The sequence below is a fragment of the Rothia nasimurium genome (genome assembly GCF_035916755.1).
Classification (GTDB): domain Bacteria; phylum Actinomycetota; class Actinomycetes; order Actinomycetales; family Micrococcaceae; genus Rothia.
Genome location: NZ_JAYWIX010000004.1, coordinates 71516 through 95906, shown reverse-complemented (window position 1 = coordinate 95906; position 24391 = coordinate 71516). Strand labels below are relative to the sequence as shown.

The following is a 24391-nucleotide window of genomic DNA, read 5'->3' as shown; positions in this document are numbered from 1 at the left end:
CTGCCTTCTCTATTCGGTTATCAATGAGGCGGTGAGTGCTGGTGCGCTCACCGCCTCAAGCGATGAGAGCTACTTGTTCTGGGGTGAGCCCGCCGGGCCGTCCAGGTCCTGATCAAGGGAACCTGAGGTGCGGGTGCTGTGCGGGGTCTCTACCTCTGAGGCAAGTGAGGCGTGCACGGTAGCGGTGCTCGCTCCAGCGGCTGCTGCTGCCGGGGCGGCTACGGAACCGTCGATACCCACGCCGTTTTCGGCTGAATGGGCGGTACGCTTGGTTGCCTTCTTGGGGTTGAACTTCTTCTGGCGGGGGTCAAAGGCGTCGCGCAGGCCATCGCCCACAAAGTTGACGGCCAGTGAAATCACCAGGATGAAGAGGCCGGGGAACCAGAAGAGCCAGGGGCGGGTAGAGAAGGCTGACTGGTTAGCTGAAATCAGCGAACCCAGCGACCAGTCGGGGGCCTTAATACCGAAGCCCAGGTAAGAGAGCGCGGTCTCGGTCAGAATAGCGGAGCTCATCATCAGTGACACGTTCACGGTGACCACGCCGATGGCGTTGGGCAGGATGTGCTTGAAGATGATGCGCAGGTCCGAGGCACCTGCCAGGCGGGCGGCATCCACGAACTCGCGTTCACGCAGTGAAAGGAACTCTGCACGGACCAGACGGGCCAGGGATGACCAGAAGAGCAGACCCACGACCACACCGAACATGATGGTGTTCCAGATGCCGTGGAAGTAGCTACCGGCCAGCTTACCGAGCACGGCGGTCAGCAGCATCAGGGGGATGATGATGACCATGTCGGTAAAGCGCATGATGACGGCTTCAACCCAGCCGCGGTAGTAGCCTGCCAGGCCACCGAAGAGCACACCGAGGAAGCCGGCGATGCTGGTAATCAGGAAGACGACCAGGAAGGTGTTCTGCACACCGCGCATGGTCATGGCGAAGAGGTCGCGACCGGTGGCGTCCTGGCCAAACCAGTGCTGGGCGTTGGGGGCTGCACCGTTGACGATGGGGTTCATCTCGGTGTAGTTGTACTTCCACCAGCCGGGGATGGGGCCCACGCCGATGGAGGTGAGGGCCAGCAGGAGCACAGCGGCCAGGACGGCTAGTGAGATGACCGCACCGGTGTTCTGGCGGAAGCGCTTGCGCACAATCTGGCCCTGGGTTTTACCCACGGACTCTTGAGCGCGGATATCGATGTTGGTTTCGATGGAGCGCAGTGCGGTGGTCTCGGTGGTGGGCTCCTTGGCGGTCCCTGAGCTGAGGTTCTTGTCGTTGGTGCTCATTATGCTTTCACCCTCACGCGCGGGTCGAGGGCTGAGTAGAGGAGGTCAGCCACAAGGTTGAAGACGAGCGCCAGGATGCCGGTGAGCAGGAAGACGCCCATGACGGGGTTGGGGTCGGTGTGCGCCAACGAGTCGAGGAAGAGGGTACCCATGCCCTTGAAGGCGAAGATACGCTCGGTAATCGCTGCGCCACCGATGATGCTGCCGATGTCCATGGCGATGATGGTGGCCAGGGGGATCAGGGCGTTGCGGAAGGCGTGCTTCATGACGACGGAGCGCTCTGAGACGCCCTTGGCGCGGGCGGTGCGGATGTAGTCCTGGTTCATGATTTCGAGCATGGACGCACGCGAGTAGCGTGAATAGGACGCCAGTGAAATCAGGGTCAGGGCGATGGTGGGGAGCAGGATGTGGGTGAGGGTGTCGGTGTTGAGAATCCAGAAGTCACCCTGCAGGTTGGGGGTAGAAGCGTTAGCGGTGGGGATGGGGCGTCCCTTGATACGGCTGTTGCTGATGTAGGCGGGCCAGGCCTGCATGAAGCGGTCGGCGATAATCAGCAGGGCCATGACCAGGCCGGTGAGCATACCGACGCGGGCACCCTGGCCCTTGTCGTAGCCGCCCCAGCCGAGACCGACGACCCAGCCCAGAGCCATGAAGGCAAGGGTAATGAGGACGACGATGAGCATGGTGGCCAGATCGAGCAGGTCCTGCAGGGGGAAGTAGGCTGCCAGACCAGCAACGACCATGGTCAGACCTGCACCCAGGGCCCGGCGGTTACGCAGGCCGGAGACCAGGATAGTGAAGACGATGGCGGCGCCCAGGCCCAGGGGCAACATGAAGGGGATGCCCAGGAAGGGGGTGAGGAACCACTTGGTGGTAGACACAAAGATGATAGCGCCTGCGGTGATGACGAAGCCCAGCAGGCCCATCAGGTAGCGGGTCTTCTGCTTGCCGAAGGAGGCGGAGTACCAGAAGAGGCCTGCTAGAACCGATATGAGCAGGGTCGTGGGTACGGTGATCACCGGGTTGCGGAGGAAGTCGTTGAAGCCGATAGCGACGAATTCCTTGAGCAGAACTGCAATCCAGAAGGAGGGCAGGGAGAAGAAGAGGAAGCTGGCGAAGGTCACGGTGTAGTCCAGGCCTGAGTACTGGCGCAGGGCTGAGATAATACCCAGGCTGACGCCAATCAGGATGGAGAGCACGGTGGCTGCTACAACCAGGGTGAGGGTCTGGTAGACAGCGTTGGAGAGAAGCTGGGTGACGGGGGTACCTGCCAGGTTCTGGCCAAAGTCGCACTTACCTGCGAAGCAACCGAGCACGCCGCCGAGCCACTTGAAGTAGCGCAGGGGGGCGGGGATATCAAGGTCGAGCGCTTCGATGCGCTGGGCGATGAGTGCTTCTTTGTTCGGGGAGGACGAGGTGCGTAGCTCTTCGAGGGGATCACCCGCGATTGCTACGAGGTTGTAGATGAGGAACGATGCACCGAAGAGGATGAAAACTGCGGTGATCAGGCGCCTCACGGAGTACATGAGCATGATGAATCCTGATGGGTAGGGGAGTGCACCCTGGGAATAGAGGGGGTGCTCTCAAACAGCCAGAGGCGCGGACGCTCGTGAGCGTCCGCGCCGTAGGGCAGTTACAGATTGTTAGTTGCCATCTGTAGCGTGACTAGAGCGTAACTGTACTTACTCTGCGATGTCCCACTCTTCGATGTTCCAGGTCAGGGGCTGCTGACCGGGCTTGGGCTCTACACCGGTGATGGTGTCGCTGTAGGAAGAAACAGCGATGGACTGGAAGAGGGGCAGACCGTAGCCGTCCTTGAACAGTTCGCCGTCTGCCTGCATCTTCAGTTCTTCGATGCGGGCGGTGTCGGTGGTGGTCATGATTTCATCGGCTGCTGCGTCAACGGTTGCGTTGGAGTAGCCGGTGAAGTTGGAGGGTGAACCGGTCTTGAAGATCTGGCCCAGTGAGGAGTTACCTACACCTGAGGAAACCCAGCCGAAGATAGATGCCTCGTAGTCGCCACCGGGCAGCAGGGATGACCACTGCTCGGTACCGGCGTCAACAACCACGAAGCCTGCCTTCTCAGCGGATTCCTTGATCATCTGGAAGGAGTTGATGCGGTTGGGGTTCTTGTTGTTGTAGAGGATGCGGATGGTGGGGGTCTGGCCGCCCAGCAGTTCCTTAGCCTTCTCGATGTTGGCGTCCATGTCGTCTGAGGGGTACTCAGAGGAGTTGTTGGACTTAACGGTCTTGGCGTAGTTCTCAGCGTCGGAGGCTACGTAGAGCTGGGAGTTCAGAACCTCAGCGTTAGCGTCCATGGGCTTGATGAGCTTGTCGACGATATCCTGGCGGGGAACGGTCAGCAGGAAGGCCTTGCGGACGTTCTCGTCAGCGAAGGGTGAGCCTTCCTTGACGTTCAGATCCAGGTGGTCGTAAGACTGGTCGGGCTGGGTCTCGGTGACAACGCCGCTCAGAGCTTGCAGCTGGGAGACGGTGTCGATGGAAGCCTGGGGGGCAACAGCGTTGACTTCGCCGTTCTGCAGAGCCTGAATTTGGGTTGCAACGTCACCCTGTACCTTAAGCACAACCTCGTTGATGGCGGGCTTCTTGTCGCCCTGGTAGTTGGGGTTGGCGGTCAGGGTAACTGACTGGTTCTCTTCAACGGCGGTGACCAGGTAGGGGCCGTTGCCCACGGTCAGAGCTTCGTTGGAGGGGAAGGTGGTGGTGTTGTAGCCGGTGTTCCAAGCGTCTGCGATCTTGCGCAGGTTCTCGTTCTCTTCACCGGGGGTTGCGGCCTCGATGGTCTCGATGAGCTCGTCTTCGGTCAGGCCAGCCAGCTCAGCAACAACGTGGGCGGGCTTGTCGATGTTGTAAGCGATTTCCCAGTCAGCGAAAGCCTTGGGGTAGGTGAAGGAGATGGAGCGGCCGTCTTCGCTCACAACGGGGACCTCTGCGCCGCCGAGGCCAGCGGTTTCACCTGCGAAGTCGAAGTAGGTGAGTTCACCGTCTTCGCTATCGAAGTGACCGGACTGGGTAGCCCATGCCAGGAGCAAGTCGCCCTTGTCGATGTCGTTGCCATCTGACCACTTCTGGTTGTCGTTGACCTTGTAGTCAACCTTGATGCCTTCGCCCTCTTCGGTCATGGAGTAGGTACCGAACCACTCGTTGTGGCGGATGTCGAAGGTGTTGGTGATGGTGTAGAAGCCACGGTTGGTCATCTGAGCGATGATGCCGTTGGTGTCTGAGTTACCTTCAGCGGTGTCTACGTTCAGTGAGGAGAAAACGTTGGTGATAGCAATTGAAACTGACTTGTCTGATGCAGCCGCGTCGGAGCCTGAGGTGCTGGAGGCGCCGGTGTCGGAGCTGGCGCAGGCTGAGAGAGCCAGAGCAGCTACAGCTGAGAGGCCGAGAGCTGAGGAAATGCGGGTCTTGCGCATTAGTGTCTCCTTGCTGAAAAGGGGAAATGTATGTTGTGGTCCTCGATCTTCACCCTGTGTGTGCGGGGCGGCGCAAGCCTTCCCAACTCTTGGGTGCGGTGAATCACACGATGTGTAATGTATATACTAGGTCACTTTTGGGGAGCTGCGCCACAAAAACCCCTTTTTGTCTGTAAAACTCTTCAAAAAAATGTAAAAAGTACGTTACAGCGTCTTTTAGGGGCACGAATTTGGCGCAGCGTAACGTCTTTTGCTATCGCTCGATGGGGCGCACCATGTGCACGTGCTCGATGCCCGCTTCCAGGTAGGGCTCTCCCACAACCTCAAAGCCTGCCGCCCCGTAGTAGCTCTCTGCTAGGTAGGCCTGGGCACTAATAGAGATGCGTTCGGCCTCAGTGTTTTCTTCAATCCAGGTCAGTGCCTCATTGAGCAGGCGGCGTCCCAGGCCGGTGCTGCGGGCGTCCGGGTGTACTGCCACCCGCCCCAGCGTCCAGGCGCCGGGCTCTGCCGGGTGGGATTCGTCAGAGAAGGTTGCCAGATCAAAAAGCCGCAGATAGGCCAGCACCTCACCGCGCTCATTGGCGTGAAAGAAATGCAGGGCCTGCCGGTCTGCCCGGTCAATCTCGTTCTCTTCGGTAATCTTCTGGCCCACCACAAAGACCAGCCCGCGTAGCAGGTAAATCTCGTTGAGTTCATCAAGAGTCAGGTCATAAAAGGATTTCAGGGTAAACATACAGTCATTCTAAAACCCTTTGAACTGCGCTTATTACTGGGCGGTAACTATGAGATTTGCTCAAAGGCATAGAAAGCCGCCCCGCACCGTCCGGAAGGACGATACGGGGCGGCTTTCGCTGAGCTATTGCGGGTTACTTGGTGGTAACCTTCAGCAGCTCAAAGCCGGGCTGAACAGTGCCGGTAGCGCCCTCAACCTCAGCGAAGCGGTTGGTGTTGGTGACCAGAACGGGGGTTACCAGGGAGTAGCCGGCGTTCTTAATGATCTCGGGGTCGAAGGTCAGCAGGATGTCGCCGGGGTTAACGCGCTGGCCCTTTTCAACCTTCACGTCGAAGCCTTCGCCGTTCATGTTTACGGTGTCGATACCCACGTGAATGAGCAGTTCTACGCCGTTGTCGAGCTTCAGGCCTACGGCGTGGCCAGAGGGCATGGTGACGGAGACCTTACCGGCTGCGGGGGCTACCACGGTGTTGCCAGTGGGGATGATGGCCGCGCCCTTGCCGAGCTTTTCGGCGGCAAAGATGGGGTCGGGGGTCTCAGACAGGGGAACTGCCTGGCCTTCCAGGGGGGATGCCATGGTCAGGACGGTGCCTGCTGCGGGTGCTGCTGCCCCTTCAGCGGCCCAGGGGGTAGCTGAGGTGGTGGCGGCGTCCGCTTCGTTGCGAACCTCGGTGGCTGCGGGGGTAACTGACTCGCCAATGCCGGTTTCTGCAACGGCTGCGGCCTTGGCGACAGCTTCAGCCTTCTGATCCTTGGACTCGTAGCCGAAAATCAGTACACCTGCCATAGCACCGAAGAAGGCGATAGCTAGACCCAGACTGTAGAAGGGGATGGGCTGCATAGCGGGAATAGAAATCAGGGAGGTGAAGGCAAAAGCGTAGGACTTAACACCCAGAGCTGAGATGGTTGCACCACCGATAATTGCCGGGATGAGGATGATCGGGAAGACTCGCTTGTAGCGCAGTACAATACCGTAGAGGGAGGGCTCAGAAATACCACCGAGCAAACCTGAAACGGCGGCACCGGTTGCGGTCTGGCGCAGTTCCTTGTTCTTACGGGCACGGATAGCAACACCGGTGACCAGACCGAAAACGGCGAAGTTGTAGGCGCCCATGGGGGACTGGATGAAGTCGGTGCCCATGGTCTGCAGGTTGTTGATCATGACGGCGTTCAGCGGCCAGTGCAGGCCCAGGGGAACCATGAAGAGGTAGAGACCAGCGATGATACCGCCGACCAACCAGGGCAGGGTTTCGTTAACGCTGCCGATGAAGTCAGAGATAGCCAGTGCGAAGCGGATGCCGATGGGACCAACCACAAAAGCGGTGAGCGGTACCAGGATCATCACGGAGATCATGGGAACGAAGACCATGTGCAGCATGGTGGGAATAATCTTCTTCAAGAAGCGTTCCAGGGGTGCCAGCAGGGCTGCCGCCAGCAGGGGTGGGAAGACCTGGCCGGTGTAGTTCATAACGTAGAGGGGCACATCCAAGCCGAGGAAGGGGACGTTGACGACGCCGTCCACGGCAATGTTGGAAAAGCTCTGGAAGGTGCCGGTCATCAACGCTGCGGGAATTGCTGCACCAACCCACATGTTGGCACCCAGACGCTTAGCGGCGGTTGCACCGAGCATGATAGGCATGAACTGTAGTACGGACAGGGCTGCCGCTAGCAGGATGAACCAGAAGGGGAAGGCAGCTCGCCATTCCTCGAGCAGAGCCGCTGCAGCGTCGGGGTCAGTCAGACGCGGGCCGTTGACGATATCGACGTTCACGACCTGGCCGGTGAGGTCGGTGTACTGGCCAAAGAAGCCGAACTGCTGCAGGAAGACGATTAGGGTCAGAATCATGGAGGTGCCCAGCAACGCCCAGAGCAGGGGACGGAAGGAATCTGAGAGCACATCGAAGACGCGGGTGAGCACACCGGCCTTCTTCTCGCCGTCTACAGCCTTCTTCTGGTCGGAAGATTCACCAACCTTGTTCATGCCGGGCAGCTTGACCATTTCGTTGTAGACTGATTCGACCTTGTCGCCGAGGACGACCTGGGTCTGGCCGGACTGCTCGATGATGGTGAGCACGCCGGGAATGTTTTCGATCTTGGTGCGGTCGATGGCGCTGTTGGACTTGGGGGTCACGCGCAGGCGGGTGGCGCAGTGGGTAAAGTGCGAGATGTTCTCGGGGCCGCCCAGGCCTTCGAGAATCTTTTCGCCCATCTGGGAGTTGTTCACGGGTGGAACCTTACTGGTGTGTGTGGACTGCTAGCCGGTTCTTAAGACGAAAAAGACCCGAGTTGCCTATCGAACCGTGTGCCCTGATGCGGGTAGACGGGTGCTCATAGAAGCAGCGTGGGCGCGGGTGCACCGGTGCCGTATGAGCTGATAGCAACTCAGGTCTTGCCTGCTGAACCAGTAACAATCCTGATGATTGACTACATAGAGTGTGGGGTGTGAACCCCGTTCGTGGTCAAGCGTACTCCCTGAGGTTAGCCCTGTGCAAGTACCTGGGGGTGTTTGGCTCGCAGCCAGGCGGTGTGCAGGCGCAGGTTGACTTCGATAGCCAGGCAGCCCAGAGCGGCTGAGCCTATAGTGGCTAGTAAGTATGCCCCGGTGGGAATGGTGAATTGGTGGTACCAGAGCGAGGGCGGAAGTAGTAGAACCAGGGCCAGCCCGGCGTACATGGCCGCCACGATAGCCAGGCGGACGCCGCGCACGGGCCGCACTACGGTGGTGATGTTGTAGATGCCCATGAGTACAAGGGCGATGAAGGTGGCAGTCTGAATTTCCGCTGTCGCCACCCCTGCGAGAGCGTGCCCGTAGCCGTTGACGAAGACCAGTACCGCTGTGATGATAACGGCTGCCGGTAGGGCATAGTGCAGGGCCCTGCCCAAGAAGCCGCTGACGTAGCGGCGGGTGTTGGGCAGCATAGTTAGGAAGAAGGCGGGGCCGCCCACAATGAGCAGGTCGGCGGTGGAGTACTGGCGCGGCAGGAAGGGGAACTGCCAGCAGAGCACACCCAGGGTGAGACCCAGCAGGATAGCGAAGGCAGTCTTGGTGAGGAAGAGGTTGGTGACCCGCTCGATATTGGCGATAATCTTGCGCCCCTCGGCGAGTACGCCGGGTAGGCGGTTAAAACGTCCGTCGAGAAGCACCAGGCGCGATACCGCCTTGGTGGCGGGTGCGGCGTTGCCCATGGCAATGCCCAGGTCGGCGTGTTTGAGGGCCAGGGCGTCGTTGATGCCGTCACCGGTCATCGCTACTACGTGCCCGGCCTCGCGCAGACCCAGCACCATGTTCTTCTTCTGTTCGGGGGAGACCCGGCCAAAGACGGCGTGGGTTCGGGCAGCTTCTACCAGCTCAGGGCCGGATTCGGGCAGGGTTGAGGCATCGACCGCACCGGCTGAGACGTCCATACCGGCGGCTGCCGCTGCGGCGGCTACCGTGCGGGGGTTGTCGCCAGAGAAGACCTTCAGGTCGATGCCCTGGCTTCTGAAGTAGGCCAGGGTTTCGGGGGCTTCGGAGCGTACCTGCTCGCGGAAAATCACGAGCACCTGGGGCTCAAGGCCGGCAGGAACCCGGGTGGCTACCTTGCCGGAAGACTCGCGCAGTAGGGCGGGGGCATGGGCCAGCACCAGCACACGCAGCCCGCTCTCGGCCAGCTCACCGGCCAGGTCGCGGGCAGCAGAGCCTTCGGGCAAAAGTGCCTCGGGGGCACCGAGTAGCCAGGCCCCGGTGCCCGTGAACTCAACGCCGCTAAAGCGCAGGGCAGATGAGAAGGGCAGGACGCCGGTGGCAGCTGGAGCGCTAGCACCGGCAGGGGCTGCGGCGCCCGCTGCCTCAGCAAAGGGCTCTTTCAGGGCAGCCGCGGTGGGGTTGGCGTTCTGGTCGGCTCCCAGCCAACCCAGGGCGGCAGCCCAGCCGTCCTTAACCAGGGAAGCGGCGGCGTCCTGATGCCCGGTCTTTGCCCAGAGCACCTGCCCGGTCAGGGAGCGAACCGAATCAAAGCGCACCCCGCCCTCGGTCAGGGTGCCGGTCTTATCGAAGCAGACGGTATCAACGCGGGCCAGCACCTCAACGGCGGGCTGCTCCTGAATCAGCACCTCGGTGCGGGCCAGCTTAACCGACGCCACGGCAAAGGAAATCGTGGTCATCAGGGCTAGACCCTGGGGAATCATGGAGGCCACCGACGAGACGGAGGTAATCAGAGCATCACGCCAGGCCCCGGATTCAAGGGCCAGCTGCCAGCCGCCAGCGGCCTGCATCTGCCCGTTGAGCACAATCGCGATGATGGGAACCAGAGCCCAGGTAATCCAGGTGACCACCCGCTCCATACCCGCCCGGAGCTCTGAATGGATGGTGGTGAACTGGCGGGCTTCGGCCGTAATTTTCGCGGCGCGGGAGGTCGCCCCCACCGCTGTCAGCCGCACCTTGCCCGACCCGCCGATCACGGATGAAGCCGACAGGACGCCGTCCCCCGGTACCTTACCGACGGGGTCGTTTTCGCCGGTGAGCAGGGATTCATCAAGGTCCAGGCCGTCGCTGGTGAGTACCACGGCGTCGGCAGGAACCTGGTCCCCGCGCTTGAGCAGCACAACGTCGTCAAGAACCAGCTCATCGAGGGCAACCGGCACCAGCGTGCCATCGCGCAGGGCGGTAGCGGGGTCGCGGCGCAGCAGGGCGATGCGGTCCAGCTGGCGCTTCGCCGAGAACTCCTGGGTGAAGCCGATGACCACGTTGGCAATAGCAGCCAAAAGGAAAAGGGTATCGAGCCAGGAACCCACCAGAATCACGGCCAGCCCGCAGAGCCCCAACACCAGGTTAAACATGGTGAACAGGTGGGTGCGGATAATGGTGGCGGTAGAGCGGGAGGTCGCATTATTCTGCGTATTCACTAACCCGGCAGAGGTGCGTTCAGCGACCTGCTCGCTGGTGAGCCCACCGGCCTCAAGGACGCTGTCTGGAGGGGTACTCACATTCACGCGGTGGGCAGGCGCGGTGTGAGACATAGAAAGCTCCTTGGGGCGTCGGACGGGGTGAAACTAGTACCCAGTCTAGTGGGAGAAGCCGAGGGTACACGTCCGTCTCAAGGATGAAAACAGCCTCAGTCGCGGGCCGGAAGCACCAGCAGACGCCCGGTCACCGGGTGGGTGAGCACCTCAATGGGGTGGCCGTAGACCGCGCTGAGCCGCTCGGCGGTGCAGACCTGCTGCGGGCATCCTTGCGCCACCACCTGCCCCTGGGCAAGAAGCACCAGCCGGTCAGAATAAGAGGCTGCAACATCGAGGTCGTGAAGGACCACCACCACAGCAGCCCCCTGCCGGGCGTAGGCGCGGGCGCGGGTGAGGGTCTGCTCCTGGTGCATAATATCGAGGGCTGCGGTGGGCTCATCGAGCAGGAGCAGGGGGTGCTTTGGGCAAAGACTCTTGCCAGGTGAGCTCGGCTGGCCTCACCCCCCCGAGAGGGTGCGGACGTCCCTTCCCGACAGGTACTCGGTATCGGTGTCGGCAAGGGCGGCGGCGACAATTTCGTGATCCTGCTTGGCTTGAGCAGTGCCCCGCCAGGGAGCCCTGCCCATCTGAACCACCTGCTCCACGGTGTAGGAGAATGCTACCGAGGTGTGCTGCAGCAACATAGCCCGGGTGCGGGCCAGCTCTACTGGCCGGTAGTCTGCCAGCGGACGTCCGCCCAGGGCCGTAATCAGCTCATCGGCCCCCGAACCGTCACCCAGGATAAAGAAGACACCGGCAGTACCCCGAACGTAGAGGAAGGCCATGCCCACTTTCTGCGCTACCTGGGCGACCTGTCGGGTGGGCAGGCCGTGGTCGCCCTGGTTACCCGGCACTACGGCGTGCCCGCTGAGGCTCTGAGCATGTACCGGTTTGAGGTGCTCCCGAAGCCCAAGGTATTCAAAGATTCCTACCGGGGTCTGCTCGATAGCGCTCCGCTAACGGACGTCCAGCGCGATGCTCTGGTCGATGAGGCCCTGGCCGGCTTCGACTGCAACACCCGTATGTTTGCGCAGCTGGGTGAGAGCCTAGCCTCATAGGTGTGTAGCTAGAGGCCTCCATGGTGTGTGCGGGTTTCTTAGGCTGTGTGCAGGGTTTTCTCTGCACGCGCACCAAGAACCCTGCACAGGCTAAGGCAGAAGGACGCTCCCCGGGCCGGTACCCACCAAGCTAGAGCGTGCGGCTTATCCACAGGCCTGGCTGCTATATGACCTGTTTGTGAACCAAAAGGGGCTGCGATGTTCACACCCCTTGCAAGAGGTAGACGAGCTTGGTGACACTGCCCTTATGAATGATGTTGCAGAGATTTACCAGCAGGTGCGCTGCCTTAAAGATTTACAAGATATTGGTGTAAGCCCCTCTGTGGCTTCGACTCGTTTTAGGTCTGGTTACTACACCAAAATCAAGCAGGGGATCTATATTGAGACCTCTATATGGAACCAGTGGGGCACTCGCCAGAGATGCATAGCCCACCACGCTGCACATATCAAAACGGTGCCGAGCGGGGTGCTGAGCCACCAGTCGGCTGCGCTTTGGTTAGGAGCTCCGCTTCTGACCCTACCTCACAAGGTGCATATGAGTTTTGCGTCGGCTTCTGTGCAGCACCGCCCTTCAGTAACAGCGCATCGCGGACGCACGGACGTAGTTCGCGAGGCTCGGCTGGTAGTAGGGGCTTCTGTTGCTGCTCCTGAGCAAACTCTACGCGATGTCGCCCTATCTCTACCTCGCGTTGAGGCGCTGGTGATTGGTGATTATTTTCTGCGGCAGGGTGTTATATCTGTAGCGTCGGCACGTGCTGCTCTGGCTGAGGCGGGTGGAGCTGCGCTTACTGTGGGGCAGAGACTGAGCGCTTTAGCAGATTCTCCTGCTGAGACGATTGCGCGCGACCTTATCTATGAGTGGAATCTGCCTCTACCTCAGGAGCAGTTCGAGGTATTCACCCACTATGGCCGTGTTTGCCGTGCTGATTTTGCTTGGCCTGAGTTGGGGGTCATTCTTGAGGTCGACGGTGAGGTGAAGTATTCGGGAGTCTATGGCCGTGCTGACGACGTAGTTCAGGCGGAACATCGGCGGCATCGCGAATTAGAGATGGCTGGCTGGAAGGTGGTGCGTACGCGCTGGAAGGAGTTGATGTCGCACCCTGCTACTCTCCGGCAACGGCTGTGGGAGGCTGGCGTCCGGTGAGCCAGATTGGAAGTGAGCAGGTTTCTTGGGCTGTGTGCAGGGTTTTCTCTGCACATGCACCAAGAACCCTGCACAGGGCTAAGACAAAAGGACGCCACCACGCACCTGCCTGCCCGAAGGCAGGGGAGGGGCGTGGCGGCGTCCTTACACCGTGTAGCTAGCGACTAGCTGGGGGCAACCTCACCGAAGTGGCGGGCCAGGGTGCCCTCGTGGGCTTCGCGCAGCTCGTCCAGGTCGATAGCGACCTCACCCTGAATATCCAGGGCGTTAGAGGCTGCATCGACCACGCCAATGCGGGCGAAGGGGTAATCGCGGGCGGTGCACATATCCTTGAAGCGAACTTCCTCAGAGCGGGGCACAGATACAACCACGCGGCCCAGAGACTCAGAGAAGAGCAGGGTGAAGAGGTCGATACCGTCGCGCTCAGCAACCTCACCCAGGCCTACGCGGGCACCCACACCAAAGCGCAGGCAGCCCTCAACCAGGGCAGCAGCCAGGCCACCGGCAGAGACATCGTGGGCGGCGTCAATCATGCCGTCACGGCTCATGTTCACCAGCATATCGCCCAGCAGCTTCTCGGCAGCCAGATCAACCTTGGGAGGCAAGCCGCCCAGGTGACCCTTGAAGCGGGCCCACTCGGAGCCATCCAGCTCATCGCGAGTAGTACCCAGCAGGTAGAGGGCCTGACCGTCATGCTCAGGAGCCCAACCAGAGGGGGTGCGGCGGGTTACGTCGTCCATCACGCCCATCATGGCAACCACGGGGGTGGGGTTAATGGCCTTACCGCCGGTCTGGTTGTAGAGGGAGACATTACCGCCGGTGACAGGCACGCCCAGCTCCATACAGCCATCGGCGATGCCGCGTACAGCCTCGGCGAACTGCCACATGATGTCCGGGTCCTCGGGGGAGCCGAAGTTCAGGCAGTCCGAGACAGCCACGGGGCGGGCGCCCACGGTAGCCACGTTGCGGTAGGCCTCAGCCAGGGACGCCTTCGCACCCTCGTAGGGGTCAAGCTTGGTGAAGCGGGGGTTAGAGTCGGTCGCCAGGGCAACGCCCAGGCCGGTCTCTTCGTCCACGCGGATCACGCCAGAATCATCGGGCATAGACAGGGCGGTGTTGCCCTGAACGTAGCGGTCGTACTGGTTAGTAATCCAGGACTTAGAGCACAGGTTGGGGGCAGCCATAAACTCCTTGATGGCCTCGCCCAGCTCAGCGCCTGTGGGGCGGACGTCGTCCGCGCTAGAACCGGTGAACTTGTCGGCCTGCAGGGCGTCCTGCCACTCGGGGCGGGCATAGGGGCGCTCGTAGGTGGGGCCGTCATGGGCGACGGTCTTGGGGTCAACGTCCACGATAATCTCGCCCTGCCATTCGATGGTCAGGCGGCCGGAGCCGGTAACCTCACCCAGAATGGAGTACTCGACGTCCCACTTGGCCATGATGTCTTCGAAGCGGCTCAGGTTCTCGGGAGTCACAACCGCCATCATTCGCTCCTGGGACTCAGACATGAGAATCTCGCCCGGGGTCAGGGTGGGGTCGCGCAGCAGAACCTTGGTTAGGTCAACGTGCATACCGCCGTCGCCGTTGGAGGCCAGCTCGGAGGTAGCGCAGGAGATGCCCGCAGCACCGAGATCCTGAATACCCTCAACGATGGAGTTCTTGAAGAGCTCCAGGCAGCACTCAATCAGCACCTTCTCTGCGAAGGGGTCGCCCACCTGCACGGCGGGGCGCTTGGAGGGCTTGGTGTCGTCGAAGGATTCTGACGCCAGAACGGAGGCGCCACCAATGCCGTCGCCACCGGTACGGGCACCGAAGAGAATCACCTTGTTGCCGGTACCAGAAGCGTTAGCGGTGCGGATGTCCTCATGGCGCATAATGCCCACAGCCAGGGCATTGACCAGGGGGTTTGCCTGGTAGCACTCGTCAAACTCGACTTCGCCGCCGATGTTGGGCAGGCCCAGGGAGTTGCCGTAGCCGCCAACACCGGAAACAACACCGGGCAGGACGCGGGCGGTGTCGGGGTGGTCGATGGCACCGAAACGCAGGGGGTCCATGACGGCCACGGGGCGGGCACCCATCGAGATAATATCGCGCACGATGCCGCCCACACCGGTCGCTGCACCCTGGTAGGGCTCAACGTAGGAGGGGTGGTTGTGGGACTCAATCTTGAAGGTTACGGCCCAGCCGTTGCCAATGTTGGTCACACCGGCGTTCTCGCCGATGCCGACCATGAGGTCCTTCTTCATCTCATCGGTGACCTTAGCGCCGAACTGCTTGAGGTGCACCTTGGAGGACTTATAGGAGCAGTGCTCTGACCACATGACCGAGTACATGGCCAGTTCGGCTGCGGTGGGGCGGCGGCCGAGAATCTTCTTAATGTCCTCGAACTCGTTCTCCTTCAGGCCCAGCTCAGCCCAAGGCAGCTCGGTGTCGGGGGTAGCAGCGGCGTGCTCAACGGTGTCGAGGTTAAACTTCTTGTCGCTCAAAATTCTTCTTCCTTATGCCAGGAGTTTAGGCCGAAACCAGCTGGTTGAGTACGGAGGTGAAGACGCCCAGGCCGTCCGCGCCACCGCGCAGACCAACGGTGCCAAAACCGGAGGACGAGGGGCCGAAGCCGGGCTCGACCGCGTGCTCGGGGTGGGGCATGAGACCAACGACGTTACCGCGCTCGTTGGCGATGCCGGCGATGTCGTTGCGAGAACCGTTGGGGTTGACGTCTACGTAGCGGAACACCACGCGTCCTTCAGCTTCAAGCGCCTCAAGGGTCTTGGCATCGGCGACGTACTGGCCGTCCTGGTTCTTGAGGGGGACCACAATGTTCTGGCCTGCTTCGAAGTCGCTGGTCCAGGCAGTCTGGTTGGTTTCAACGCGCAGGGTCTGATCGCGGCAGATGAACTTGCGGTGATCGTTCTTGATCATGGAGCCGGGCAGCAGGTGGGTTTCGGTCAGAATCTGGAAACCGTTGCAGATGCCGAGCACCGGCAGGGGAGCGGAACCCGAGGTGCCAGTTGCGCTAGCTGCCTCAACGACCTTGCTCATGACCGGGGCCTTCGCGGCGATAGCGCCTGCGCGCAGGTAGTCACCGTACGAAAAACCGCCGGGCACAATCACAGCGTCTACATCGTGCAGAGCTGCTTCATCGTGCCACAGCGGTAGGGGGGTGCCACCAGCTAGGCGGACGGCGCGGGAGGCGTCGCGGTCGTCCAAGGTGCCGGGGAAGGTGATGACGCCGACGCGCACATCGGCCAGGGCAGGGTTGGGAGTGTGCTGGGAGAAGTCGCCCACCAGGGGCACTTCGGTTGCTGCGAGGGATTCTGCCACGTCTTTTAGTCCTCCAGAGCTTCGACGTTGACGACGTCTTCAATCACAGGGTTAGACAGCAACTCTTCAGCTGCCTGGCGGGCCTGCGCGAGCAGTTCTTCGGTGACTTCACCATCGACGGTCAGTTCAAAACGCTTACCCTGGCGAACATCGGTGAAGTTGTTTAGACCGATACGGGGAAGCTCGTGAGCGATAGCCTTGCCCTGGGGGTCGAGGATTTCGGGCTTGAGCATAACGTCAACAACAATACGGGCCATGAATGGGCACTCCTTGGGTGCTGGAATCTATATAGAGCCAGGTCTCATTTTACCGGTTTGTGTGAGCTTCTGCACCCAAGTGAAACGGTGGGGCGCGGGGCTTTTCTGTGGCGTCCGGTCATGACGAGCGTGCGCTATATCGCTGAGCGTGCACCCAGCAACCGCACGCTCGGCGATATGGCGCACGCTCGCCCCTTAGATTGTGCCCATTGCTGGAGCGCACCGACTGTACCTAGTCTTTGGGGGTGGCGAGTTCCTGTGCGGTTTGCAGGTTAGCAAGAGCCAGAGTCTTGTTGGTGCGGGCAAGGGCCAGGGCTGAGATGGTGAGGGCAACCAGGGTGTGGGCTTGGCCGTCCGCTTCGTCCTCGGTGAGGTGTGGACGCGCCCTGCCCACCCCTGCGCGGAAAGCAGCAAGTAGCTCGTCGTAGTAGCCGCTGATGGCTGCGCTGACCACCGGGTCGGTGCCCACTGGGGCGTTGGCTGCCGCTATGAGCAGGCAGCCGGGGTGGCTACCGGCAGAGTTAATAGAGCTGGCCAGGGTTGCAAAGTAGTCGTTGAGGGCATCGGGCTTCGCGTCTTTGCTGGTGATGGGGGCAAGGAGCGGACGGACGCTTTCTGCCAGGTAATTCTCTACCGCTGCGTCAAAAAGTCCCTTTTTGGACTCGAAGGCGTGGTAGAGGCTGGAGCGCTTGAGACCGGTTGCCTGTTCAAGGTCGGGGATTGAGGTTGCCTCGTAGCCCCGATCCCAGAAAACGCTGCGGGCTGCCCTGACGGCGTCCGCTCGGTCGAAGGTCGCTGTACGCCCCATGGTCTGCCTCGTTTCATGGCTGTCAAGATTGTGTACTGCTCATTCTAGTATATATTGGAACGAGCATTACAAAAATAATAGAAAGACCGCCATGATTACCGCCGCCCTTATCTTTACCCTGTTCGCCGCAGGTCTACACGTTTTTATCTTCTACCTCGAATCCTTCGCCTGGACCACCCGAGCCCTGCCCGTTTTCGGCATGAGCCGGGAATCAGCCGAACAGACCAAGGAAATGGCCTACAACCAGGGCTTCTATAACCTCTTCCTGGCAATCATTGCCGCCGCCGGCGTCCTAGCCCACTTCGCAGGTGACCCCGCCGTGGGGCTAGCCCTCATGCTCGCCGGTACCGGGTCAATGCTGGCTGCCGCGGCTGTCCTCTTCATCACCTCACCCGACAAGCGGAGTGCCGCCATCAAGCAGGGCACCTTCCCCCTGCTGGCCGTCATCCTGCTCTTTCTCGGTGCATTCCTCTAAAGCACTAGCCCTTACCCCGCTAGAGATAGCCTAGAATGGCTACCTATGCGAACCTCTGCCTCAGTTGCCTGGCTCTACCCCCTAGCCCGCCGCCTGCATTTCTATGCGGGTATTCTGGTAGCCCCCTTCATCGCGGTAGCAGCAGCCTCGGGCGCCCTCTACGCCCTAGCTCCTCAGATTGAGAAAATAGCCTACAGCCATGTACTCACAGTAGAGGCTACAGAGACTCGCCTTGCCCTTGATGAACAGGTGGCTTTGGCCAATAACTATGTGGGGCAGGAGCTGCCGGTAGCCGTCCGCCCAGCTGTCGCCCCCGGTACCACCACCCGCGTCATGTACGCCGACGAAACCCTGGGCGAATCAACCACCCGCGCCGTCTTTCTTGACCCCGGTACCGGGCAGATACTGGGTGACTACCCGGTGTACGGTTCCAGCGGCTCTTTACCCTTCCGTACCTGGGTCAGCGGTCTGCACCGTAACCTCCACCTGGGTGAGGGTGGGCGCCTCTACAGCGAATTGGCTGCCTCTTGGCTCTGGGTGATTGCGGTCAGCGGCCTGGTGCTGTGGGCTGTGCGTGCTCATAGGTTGAGCAGAAAAAAGGACGCCTTCCTGCCGCGCCGCGGGCTCCGCGGCTATCTGCGCACCCTCTCCCGCCACAGTGCGGTGGGCTTCTGCTTAGCAGCTGGCCTGCTCTTTCTCTCAGCCACAGGCCTGACCTGGTCTCAGTATGCCGGAGCCAACGTGAGTGAACTGCGTGCGGCACTGAGTTGGACCACCCCGGCTGTCAGCACCTCTCTGACCGGGGCGACAACAGATTCTTCGGGTTCAGCCGACCACGCCGACCACGCTTCCCCTGCTGCTGAACGCTCCACTGACCTACCCAATGCCCTGCCTGTGATTTCCTATGCCAAGGTGCTCAGCGCCGCCCGGGCCATCAATATCGATTCCGTGAACCTGGAAATACGCCCCAGCCAAGACCCAAACACAGCCTGGGTGGTTCAAGAAACCCAACGTTTCTACCCTACCCAGGTCGATTCCGTAGCCATAGACCCCTATGCTTACACCGCCATCGACCGCACCGACTTTGCCGCTTACCCCCTAGCAGCCAAACTAACCCGCTGGGGAATCGACCTGCACATGGGCACCCATTTTGGGTTGGCCAACCAGCTGGCACTTTTTGTCCTGGCTCTTGCGACCCTAGCCCTCTGCGCCTGGGGCTACCTGATGTGGTGGCAGCGGCGTCCGCGCGGTACCCAAACCTGGGGTAGTGTGCCGCCGCTGACGTCCTTAGCACAGGTGCCCCTACCCGCCTGGTTCCTACTGGTTATCGCTGCCGTGGCGGTCGGAGTCTTTCTGCCCCTGCTGGGGGCGAGTCTGCTGGTTTTTACCATCTGCGACCTCCTGATCTACAGCCTACGCCGCAAAGCATAGCGCCCCTGTGCTACTCCTTCACAAGGGGAGAGAAGAACGTGATTACTCGGCAGGCAGGTAGCCTAGTTCACGGGCTAGGTCTGCCGTCATCTCGTTTTCTCAACCTCAGGTTCCTGCTGCTCATAGGGCAAAATGCCGGGGGCAGAGGACCGGGCCTGGAACTTTTGAGGGTCATCAGGTCATTCAGGGCGCGGGGTGGAATTAGTGCCGGGCATGTAGTCCATCTCAACGAAGAGGTCTTTGCGGTAGGGGGGGGGGCAGCACCCATAGCAGCGAAGTCGATGTCGATGACGCCGTCGTTGTTGTAGTCTTACCCGTTGGTCTCCCAGACATCGAGCAGCTTATCGCCGTCGGTGTCCATGGTGACTGCTGAGGCAATCGGGGCGCTTAGCCCGGTAAAGGCTATGGCAGCAACCGCTGCGGTGGCGAGTTTGCGCGGGAAACGCCTGTGTGTTTTCCGTTCCCTAAGTGTGGTGTGAGGATGATTCTAGGGCATCGAGCAGTCTCTGCCGCAGGGCCACAGATCGGTCGGCGAAGAGTCTTTGCTGGCGCACGTATTCGGCCTTGCCCTCGGGGGTTTCAATGGCAACCGGCTCGTAGCCCCACTCCTTTAGGTCGTAGGGGGCGGCTTTCATGTCGAGTTCGCGCACATCCCAGGCCAGTTCGAAGCAGTCCATGACTAGGTGCGAGGGCACCAGGGGCAGGAGCTTATAGGCCCACTTGTAGATATCCATATTGGCGTGCAGGCAGGCCGGCTGTTCCAGGTTGCGCTGTTGCTCACGCGTGGGCTGTAGCTCGTTCATGGGCACCGCCTGGGGCATGAAGAACCGGAAGGCATCGAAGTGGGAGCACCTAATTTTATGGCTCTCAACCACCCGGTCAGTTCCCTCTGCCCCCAGGCGCAGTTCTAGGTAGTCGTGGCGGATGTTATTCTCCACCGACTTATAGGCCATAGCCCACTCGTGTAGGCCAAAACAGCCAAAGAAACCGGGCTTGGCTGCGGTTTTGCCCAAGATAATCCGCGCAAAATCAATGGCTGAGGCGCGGGCCTCAGCAAACTTTTCGGTATCGACAAGGACGCTGGTGCCCGCCTGCGCCGCCGCAGCGGCTTCGGCGGGCGGTAAGCCTGCCTCTTCCAATTCTTGCTGGGTAGCGGCCCGGTAGAACTTCCAGTCTGCCCGCTCACCGGCGTCCTGCAGAATGACCCCCGCACCGGGGTGCCAGCGCATAAACTGCCCGGGCTTAAGGGTGTAGTAGGTGAAGAGGAAGTCCTCAACCGGGTGAGCCTGCCCGCGCTCGCGGCGGCGTGCGAAGGGGAGGGCGTAGTGGCCAGCGCGCTGTTCGTGGGCGGACGCCTGCGCGCGCCAGACTTCAGAGGTGAGGAGGGTAAGAGGCATGGGGTCTATTTTAACGCCCGTTATAAGGCTGCTACTTTACAGCTATCTACGAAATGAGCCTTTAGGGAAGTATCCGCTGTTGAAGTAGCTCAGGAACTCTATCTACTGGGAGAGGGGTATGAAGGCCGGGGTGAGTTCCTTGCTCCCAGACTAAGAGCGGTTCACCAGGGTGCCACATCACTAATTCTATGGGATTTTGAGTAATACTAGAACTTACGACAGCCTGATAACCTATAATCTCATCATCAACGCCGTAAAGCTCTTTGGGATGAGAGATGATATAGCTTTGTGCTGCATCTGGGGAATATATAAACCAAACCTGCCACCACTCAACAGTGCTTGCACTATTATCTAATCTATCTATGATTGGTTCGAGGCCGGTTTTCGAATGGTTTATTAAATTTGAGCGGGATTTCTGTTGTATTTCACCTTCTGAGAAGAGGTTTATGAAGGCAAGAAGAATCTGCTGCAGGTAGTCTGCTAGGCCTGAATCTTTGGGCTCCAGTAAGTATTCGGACAAAACGTTATTTTCATGTATGGAAAGGCGTCCTATCAGGGTATCTTGTTGTCCCCAGTTCCATTGTAATATCTTGACGAGGGCACCAGATAAGGTTTTTTTATCTGCTACCTCGATAAGAATCTCAAGGCGATAAGGGGTTTTGTAATAAAGATACGGGGTAATTTCATACATCAAGATACTTTCGTGGAGCCGCACAAGAAGGGTTTCGTCATACCTTTCTCCGATGCGAAGAACTCCGTATGTTTGAGGCACGGCAGGTGCTTCAGGTTCTTGAATCCCCTGTGGCCAAGGGAGAAAAAGAGGAAACTTATTTTCCAACTAGGTATCCCTTGCAGTTGATTGAGGCAATTCTGTTTTCGTTACGGTCTATAAGCTTCCAGCAACTACCTTTATGCATATCTCTATCTTTATCTATCATATATTTCTTTCGATTCTCTCTGTATCGGACAGAATTGCCTGATACTTTGTGTTTAAAAAGTGATAGATCCACTCTGTTTGTGTAACCAGCTAGAAGTAGATGTGAAGGGAGTTTGACCCCGCAGTATAATTCAAAGCCAGGGTTATTGAAATTATTGAATTGTCCTGCTGGCTGATTGAATGTAAGGAGGGTTGGGGCAGCGTTATGTCCCTGCCCCATTGGTGAACAACGCGCTATCTGTGGCCCTGATTCATAGCTGTGAGCTTTATGTATTGGAAGGGTTATGCCTGAAACAGAAAGCGCGATAGTGACTGTGATAGCCAATTTTTTAAGTATTTGGTCGGCATATCTACTGCTCCTTTAGTGCTTGACCAGCCGGTTGGCTGAATTTGGGGGTAAAGAAGATGTGATGTACAGCAATACTATATTGGTCTATATGTTCCCGACGAGTCTTTGGGTGAAAAATATAGAAAATTTTTTTTACACGCCCTTGAAGTGGGCAAAAGCCGGGCCCCGGGCCAGCAGCGTGGTGCTGCCAGCCCGGGGCCCGAGCGTCCTCGCGGACAAACCTAGTTCACGACCTAGCGGCCGGTACCACCGTAAACGGTAGCTTCACCCTCGGTATCAAGGTCAAAAGCTGAGTGCACAGCGCGCACAGCCTCATCAAGCTTCTCAATATCGGTGATAACCGAAATACGAATTTCAGAGGTAGAAATCATTTCGATGTTCACACCGGCGGTGCTCAGCGCATCAAAGAACTTAAAGGACACACCGGGGTTAGACTTCATACCCGCACCCACCAGCGACAGCTTACCGATGGACTCGTTGTACTGGACCTCTTCAAAGCCCAGCTCAGCCTTCTTAGCTTCAAGCGCAGCCAGAGCAGCAGCGCCCTGGTCCTGGGGCAGGGTGAAGGAGATATCGGTGACGTCGGGGCGGTCGGTTGAGACGTTCTGAACAATCATATCGAGGTTCACGTTGGTCTCATTGAGAATACCGAACACCTTGGCCGCGGAACCGGGCACGTCGGGCACACCAATAACGGTGACCTTAGCCTGGCTACGGTCGTGGGCGACGCCCGAGACGAGGGGCTGTTCCAAGGGGATCTCCTTCACATTAGTTTCCATACCCTCATTGTCGGGGATAACGAGAGTGCCTTCAAGCTGTGAGAATGAAGAGCGAACATGCAGTTTCAGGTTGAAACGGCGCGCGTACTCCACCGAACGCAGGTGCAGAATCTTGGCGCCGTTAGCAGCCATCTCAAGCATTTCTTCGCTCGTGACGGTATCGAGCTTGTGGGCGGACGGCACGATACGCGGGTCAGCGGTGAACACACCATCAACGTCTGAGTAAATCTCACAGACGTCAGCACCCAGCGCAGCTGCCAGAGCAACCGCGGTGGTGTCTGAGCCGCCGCGGCCCAGGGTGGTGATGTCACGGGTCTGGCGGTTCATGCCCTGGAAGCCTGCGACAACGGCGACGTAGCCTTCATCAAGGGCAGTGCGAATACGTTCGGGGTTGACCTCAACCAGGCGGGCAGAACCGTGCACGCCGTCGGTAATCATGCCGGCCTGGGAGCCGGTGAAGGACTGGGCGCGGCCGCCCATGTTGTTAATAGCCAGGGCCAGCACGGCCATGGAAATTCGCTCGCCGGCGCTCAGCAGCATATCGAGTTCACGCGAGGGGCCGGCGTTGGGGGTTACTTCAGCCGCAAGGTCGAGCAGCTCATCGGTGGTATCGCCCATTGCTGAGACCACCACGACGACCTCGTTGCCAGCCTTCTGCGTGTCCACAATACGGCGAGCTACACGCTTAATACCCTCGGCGTCAGAAACCGAGGACCCACCGAACTTTTGGACAATCAGGCTCATTGAAACTTCTCCAGTACAAAGGTGTTGAAGGTGCCGGGCATTTTCCGGCCTAAAACTATCGTAGGGGTGGGCGTCGCACTTGGACGATTTTTGCTCAAATGACGGGAATATAACGTGTGTGACGCTAAATTACAGACCCATGGGTTTAAGTCCAGGGGTTCACGTAGGTCTTACCCGGAATCGGTGGGATCTCGGGGGCGACCGTGCGCAGCGGGGTCTTCTTGAGCTCTTCTAACTTGGCCTCGTAGGCATCGCGTAGCTCTTCTGACTGCACGCCCTCACCGGCCTCTTCAGCCTCAAAGGCAGCGGCTGCCGCAAGTTCAGCCTTCTCTTCGGCTGACAGCTCACCCGGAATACCCGCCAGCTCCTGCTCCAAGAGCTCTTCGTTCAGGTCCCCCTGCTGCCCCTCAGTAGGGGAGGGCTCGCTGGGAGCTGCGGGGGTGGCGTCCGGACGCTTCCCCCCGCCCTCCTGCCCTTTGGCAGGGGAGGGGGTGGCAGCGTCTGCGCTATCAAGATCATCGAACATGGAACCAGACCAGCGGGCCCGCGGGCCCTTAGCTGCCTGCTCCGCTGCGGCCTGCTGCTCCTTGGCCTCGGTTTCTGCCTCAAGGGCGGCCTCAAAATCTTCGGCGGGGTTTGCGGCCTCGGCGCGGGTACCCTCGCTGATAATGCGGCGGCCCTCAAGGGCACGGCCCAGGGTTATTTCGTCGGCGTATTCCAGGTCGCCACCCACCGGCAGACCCGACGCCAGGCGCGATACGCGAATACCGATGGGCACCAGAAGGCGCGAGAGGTAGGTGGCGGTAGCCTCACCCTCAAGGTTGGGGTCCATGGCGAGAATTAGCTCGGTGATGCGCTCGTCCGACAGGCGGGCCACCAGCTCGCGGATGCGCAGCTGCTCCGGCCCGATACCAGCCATAGGGTTAATGGACCCGCCCAGCACATGGTAGCGGCCGGTGAAAGAGCGGGTGCGCTCAACGGCCACCACGTCCTTGGATTCTTCTACCACGCACAGCACAGCCGGGTCGCGCTGCTCGTCGCGGCAGATAGCGCAGAGCTTGGTTTCAGAGACGTTGCCGCAGATTTCGCAGAAGCTCACGGTCTTCTTCACGCGCGCGATAGCGTCGGTGAGCTTGGCCATCTCAGAGCTTTCCGCATTCAGAATGTAGAAGGCGATACGCTGGGCTGACTTGGGGCCCACGCCGGGTAGACGGCCCAGCTCGTCAATCAGGTTCTGGACGGCACTCTCGTACACAAAAACTC

20 protein-coding genes are annotated in these 24391 nt (G+C 59.8%); 4 read left to right on the top strand and 16 right to left on the bottom strand.

Features of this window, described 5'->3' with window-relative positions; all coding sequences use genetic code 11:
* Nucleotides 1-69: 69 nt before the first annotated feature.
* From VSX42_RS05485 to VSX42_RS05450, 8 genes are all read right to left on the bottom strand, one after another.
* The gene (locus tag VSX42_RS05485; protein ID WP_326503326.1) at nucleotides 70-1281 is read right to left on the bottom strand and encodes an ABC transporter permease; all 1212 of its coding nucleotides are present in this window, start codon (nucleotides 1279-1281) and stop codon (nucleotides 70-72) included.
* Nucleotides 1281-2813: an ABC transporter permease gene (locus VSX42_RS05480; RefSeq protein ID WP_326503325.1), complete on the bottom strand. Its 1533-nt coding sequence runs from the start codon at nucleotides 2811-2813 to the stop codon at nucleotides 1281-1283. Before VSX42_RS05480 ends, VSX42_RS05485 begins: the two co-directional genes overlap by 1 nt.
* Before the next feature lie 150 nt (nucleotides 2814-2963).
* Nucleotides 2964-4718, bottom strand: a complete 1755-nt coding sequence (locus VSX42_RS05475; RefSeq protein WP_326503324.1) for an ABC transporter family substrate-binding protein — start codon at nucleotides 4716-4718, stop codon at nucleotides 2964-2966.
* Nucleotides 4719-4971: 253 nt separating this feature from the next.
* Nucleotides 4972-5451: a GNAT family N-acetyltransferase gene (locus VSX42_RS05470; protein WP_326503323.1), complete on the bottom strand. Its 480-nt coding sequence runs from the start codon at nucleotides 5449-5451 to the stop codon at nucleotides 4972-4974.
* A gap of 133 nt (nucleotides 5452-5584) precedes the next feature.
* Entirely contained in the window at nucleotides 5585-7675 is a 2091-nt protein-coding gene (locus VSX42_RS05465) for a glucose PTS transporter subunit IIA (RefSeq protein WP_326503322.1), read from the bottom strand.
* Nucleotides 7676-7929: 254 nt separating this feature from the next.
* Nucleotides 7930-10449, bottom strand: coding sequence for an HAD-IC family P-type ATPase (locus tag VSX42_RS05460; protein ID WP_326503321.1), 2520 nt, complete (start codon nucleotides 10447-10449; stop codon nucleotides 7930-7932).
* 95 nt (nucleotides 10450-10544) lie between these two features.
* Complete coding sequence (locus tag VSX42_RS05455) at nucleotides 10545-10805, bottom strand: hypothetical protein (protein WP_326503320.1); 261 nt, start codon at nucleotides 10803-10805, stop codon at nucleotides 10545-10547.
* Between the two features lie 84 nt (nucleotides 10806-10889).
* Entirely contained in the window at nucleotides 10890-11285 is a 396-nt protein-coding gene (locus VSX42_RS05450; RefSeq protein WP_326503319.1) for a hypothetical protein, read from the bottom strand.
* Between VSX42_RS05450 and VSX42_RS05445 the strand changes: the two genes are divergently transcribed.
* Together VSX42_RS05445 and VSX42_RS05440 are read left to right on the top strand one after the other, a co-directional pair.
* On the top strand, nucleotides 11262-11489 hold the full coding sequence (locus VSX42_RS05445) for a biliverdin-producing heme oxygenase (protein ID WP_326503318.1): 228 nt from the start codon (nucleotides 11262-11264) through the stop codon (nucleotides 11487-11489). The two genes, VSX42_RS05450 and VSX42_RS05445, sit on opposite strands and share 24 nt — an antisense overlap.
* A 247-nt stretch (nucleotides 11490-11736) precedes the next feature.
* Nucleotides 11737-12633, top strand: a complete 897-nt coding sequence (locus tag VSX42_RS05440) for a hypothetical protein (protein WP_326503317.1) — start codon at nucleotides 11737-11739, stop codon at nucleotides 12631-12633.
* Between the two features lie 164 nt (nucleotides 12634-12797).
* Here the strand turns inward: VSX42_RS05440 and purL are convergent, their stop codons facing one another.
* From purL to VSX42_RS05420, 4 genes are all read right to left on the bottom strand, one after another.
* Nucleotides 12798-15116, bottom strand: coding sequence for a phosphoribosylformylglycinamidine synthase subunit PurL (purL, locus tag VSX42_RS05435; RefSeq protein ID WP_326503316.1), 2319 nt, complete (start codon nucleotides 15114-15116; stop codon nucleotides 12798-12800).
* Between the two features lie 25 nt (nucleotides 15117-15141).
* Nucleotides 15142-15951 carry a phosphoribosylformylglycinamidine synthase subunit PurQ gene (purQ, locus tag VSX42_RS05430; RefSeq protein ID WP_326503315.1) on the bottom strand — a complete coding sequence of 270 codons (810 nt, stop codon included), beginning with the start codon at nucleotides 15949-15951 and terminating at the stop codon, nucleotides 15142-15144.
* Between the two features lie 5 nt (nucleotides 15952-15956).
* The gene (purS, locus tag VSX42_RS05425) at nucleotides 15957-16208 is read right to left on the bottom strand and encodes a phosphoribosylformylglycinamidine synthase subunit PurS (protein ID WP_135013794.1); all 252 of its coding nucleotides are present in this window, start codon (nucleotides 16206-16208) and stop codon (nucleotides 15957-15959) included.
* Between the two features lie 232 nt (nucleotides 16209-16440).
* Complete coding sequence (locus VSX42_RS05420) at nucleotides 16441-17016, bottom strand: TetR/AcrR family transcriptional regulator (protein WP_326503314.1); 576 nt, start codon at nucleotides 17014-17016, stop codon at nucleotides 16441-16443.
* A 91-nt stretch (nucleotides 17017-17107) separates the two neighbouring features.
* Between VSX42_RS05420 and VSX42_RS05415 the strand changes: the two genes are divergently transcribed.
* Nucleotides 17108-17491, top strand: coding sequence for a DUF1304 domain-containing protein (locus VSX42_RS05415; RefSeq protein WP_326503313.1), 384 nt, complete (start codon nucleotides 17108-17110; stop codon nucleotides 17489-17491).
* A 45-nt stretch (nucleotides 17492-17536) separates the two neighbouring features.
* Nucleotides 17537-18922, top strand: a complete 1386-nt coding sequence (locus tag VSX42_RS05410) for a PepSY domain-containing protein (RefSeq protein ID WP_326503312.1) — start codon at nucleotides 17537-17539, stop codon at nucleotides 18920-18922.
* A gap of 464 nt (nucleotides 18923-19386) precedes the next feature.
* Here the strand turns inward: VSX42_RS05410 and VSX42_RS05405 are convergent, their stop codons facing one another.
* The 4 genes from VSX42_RS05405 to recR form a co-directional block, all read right to left on the bottom strand.
* Nucleotides 19387-20319 carry a 3-methyladenine DNA glycosylase gene (locus VSX42_RS05405; RefSeq protein WP_326503311.1) on the bottom strand — a complete coding sequence of 311 codons (933 nt, stop codon included), beginning with the start codon at nucleotides 20317-20319 and terminating at the stop codon, nucleotides 19387-19389.
* Nucleotides 20320-20380: 61 nt separating this feature from the next.
* Nucleotides 20381-21157, bottom strand: coding sequence for a hypothetical protein (locus tag VSX42_RS05400; protein ID WP_326503310.1), 777 nt, complete (start codon nucleotides 21155-21157; stop codon nucleotides 20381-20383).
* 681 nt (nucleotides 21158-21838) lie between these two features.
* Complete coding sequence (locus VSX42_RS05395; protein ID WP_326503309.1) at nucleotides 21839-23128, bottom strand: aspartate kinase; 1290 nt, start codon at nucleotides 23126-23128, stop codon at nucleotides 21839-21841.
* A 145-nt stretch (nucleotides 23129-23273) separates the two neighbouring features.
* A complete protein-coding gene (gene recR, locus VSX42_RS05390; RefSeq protein WP_326503308.1) occupies nucleotides 23274-24383 on the bottom strand; it encodes a recombination mediator RecR in 1110 nt (369 codons plus the stop codon).
* Nucleotides 24384-24391 lie beyond the last annotated feature (8 nt).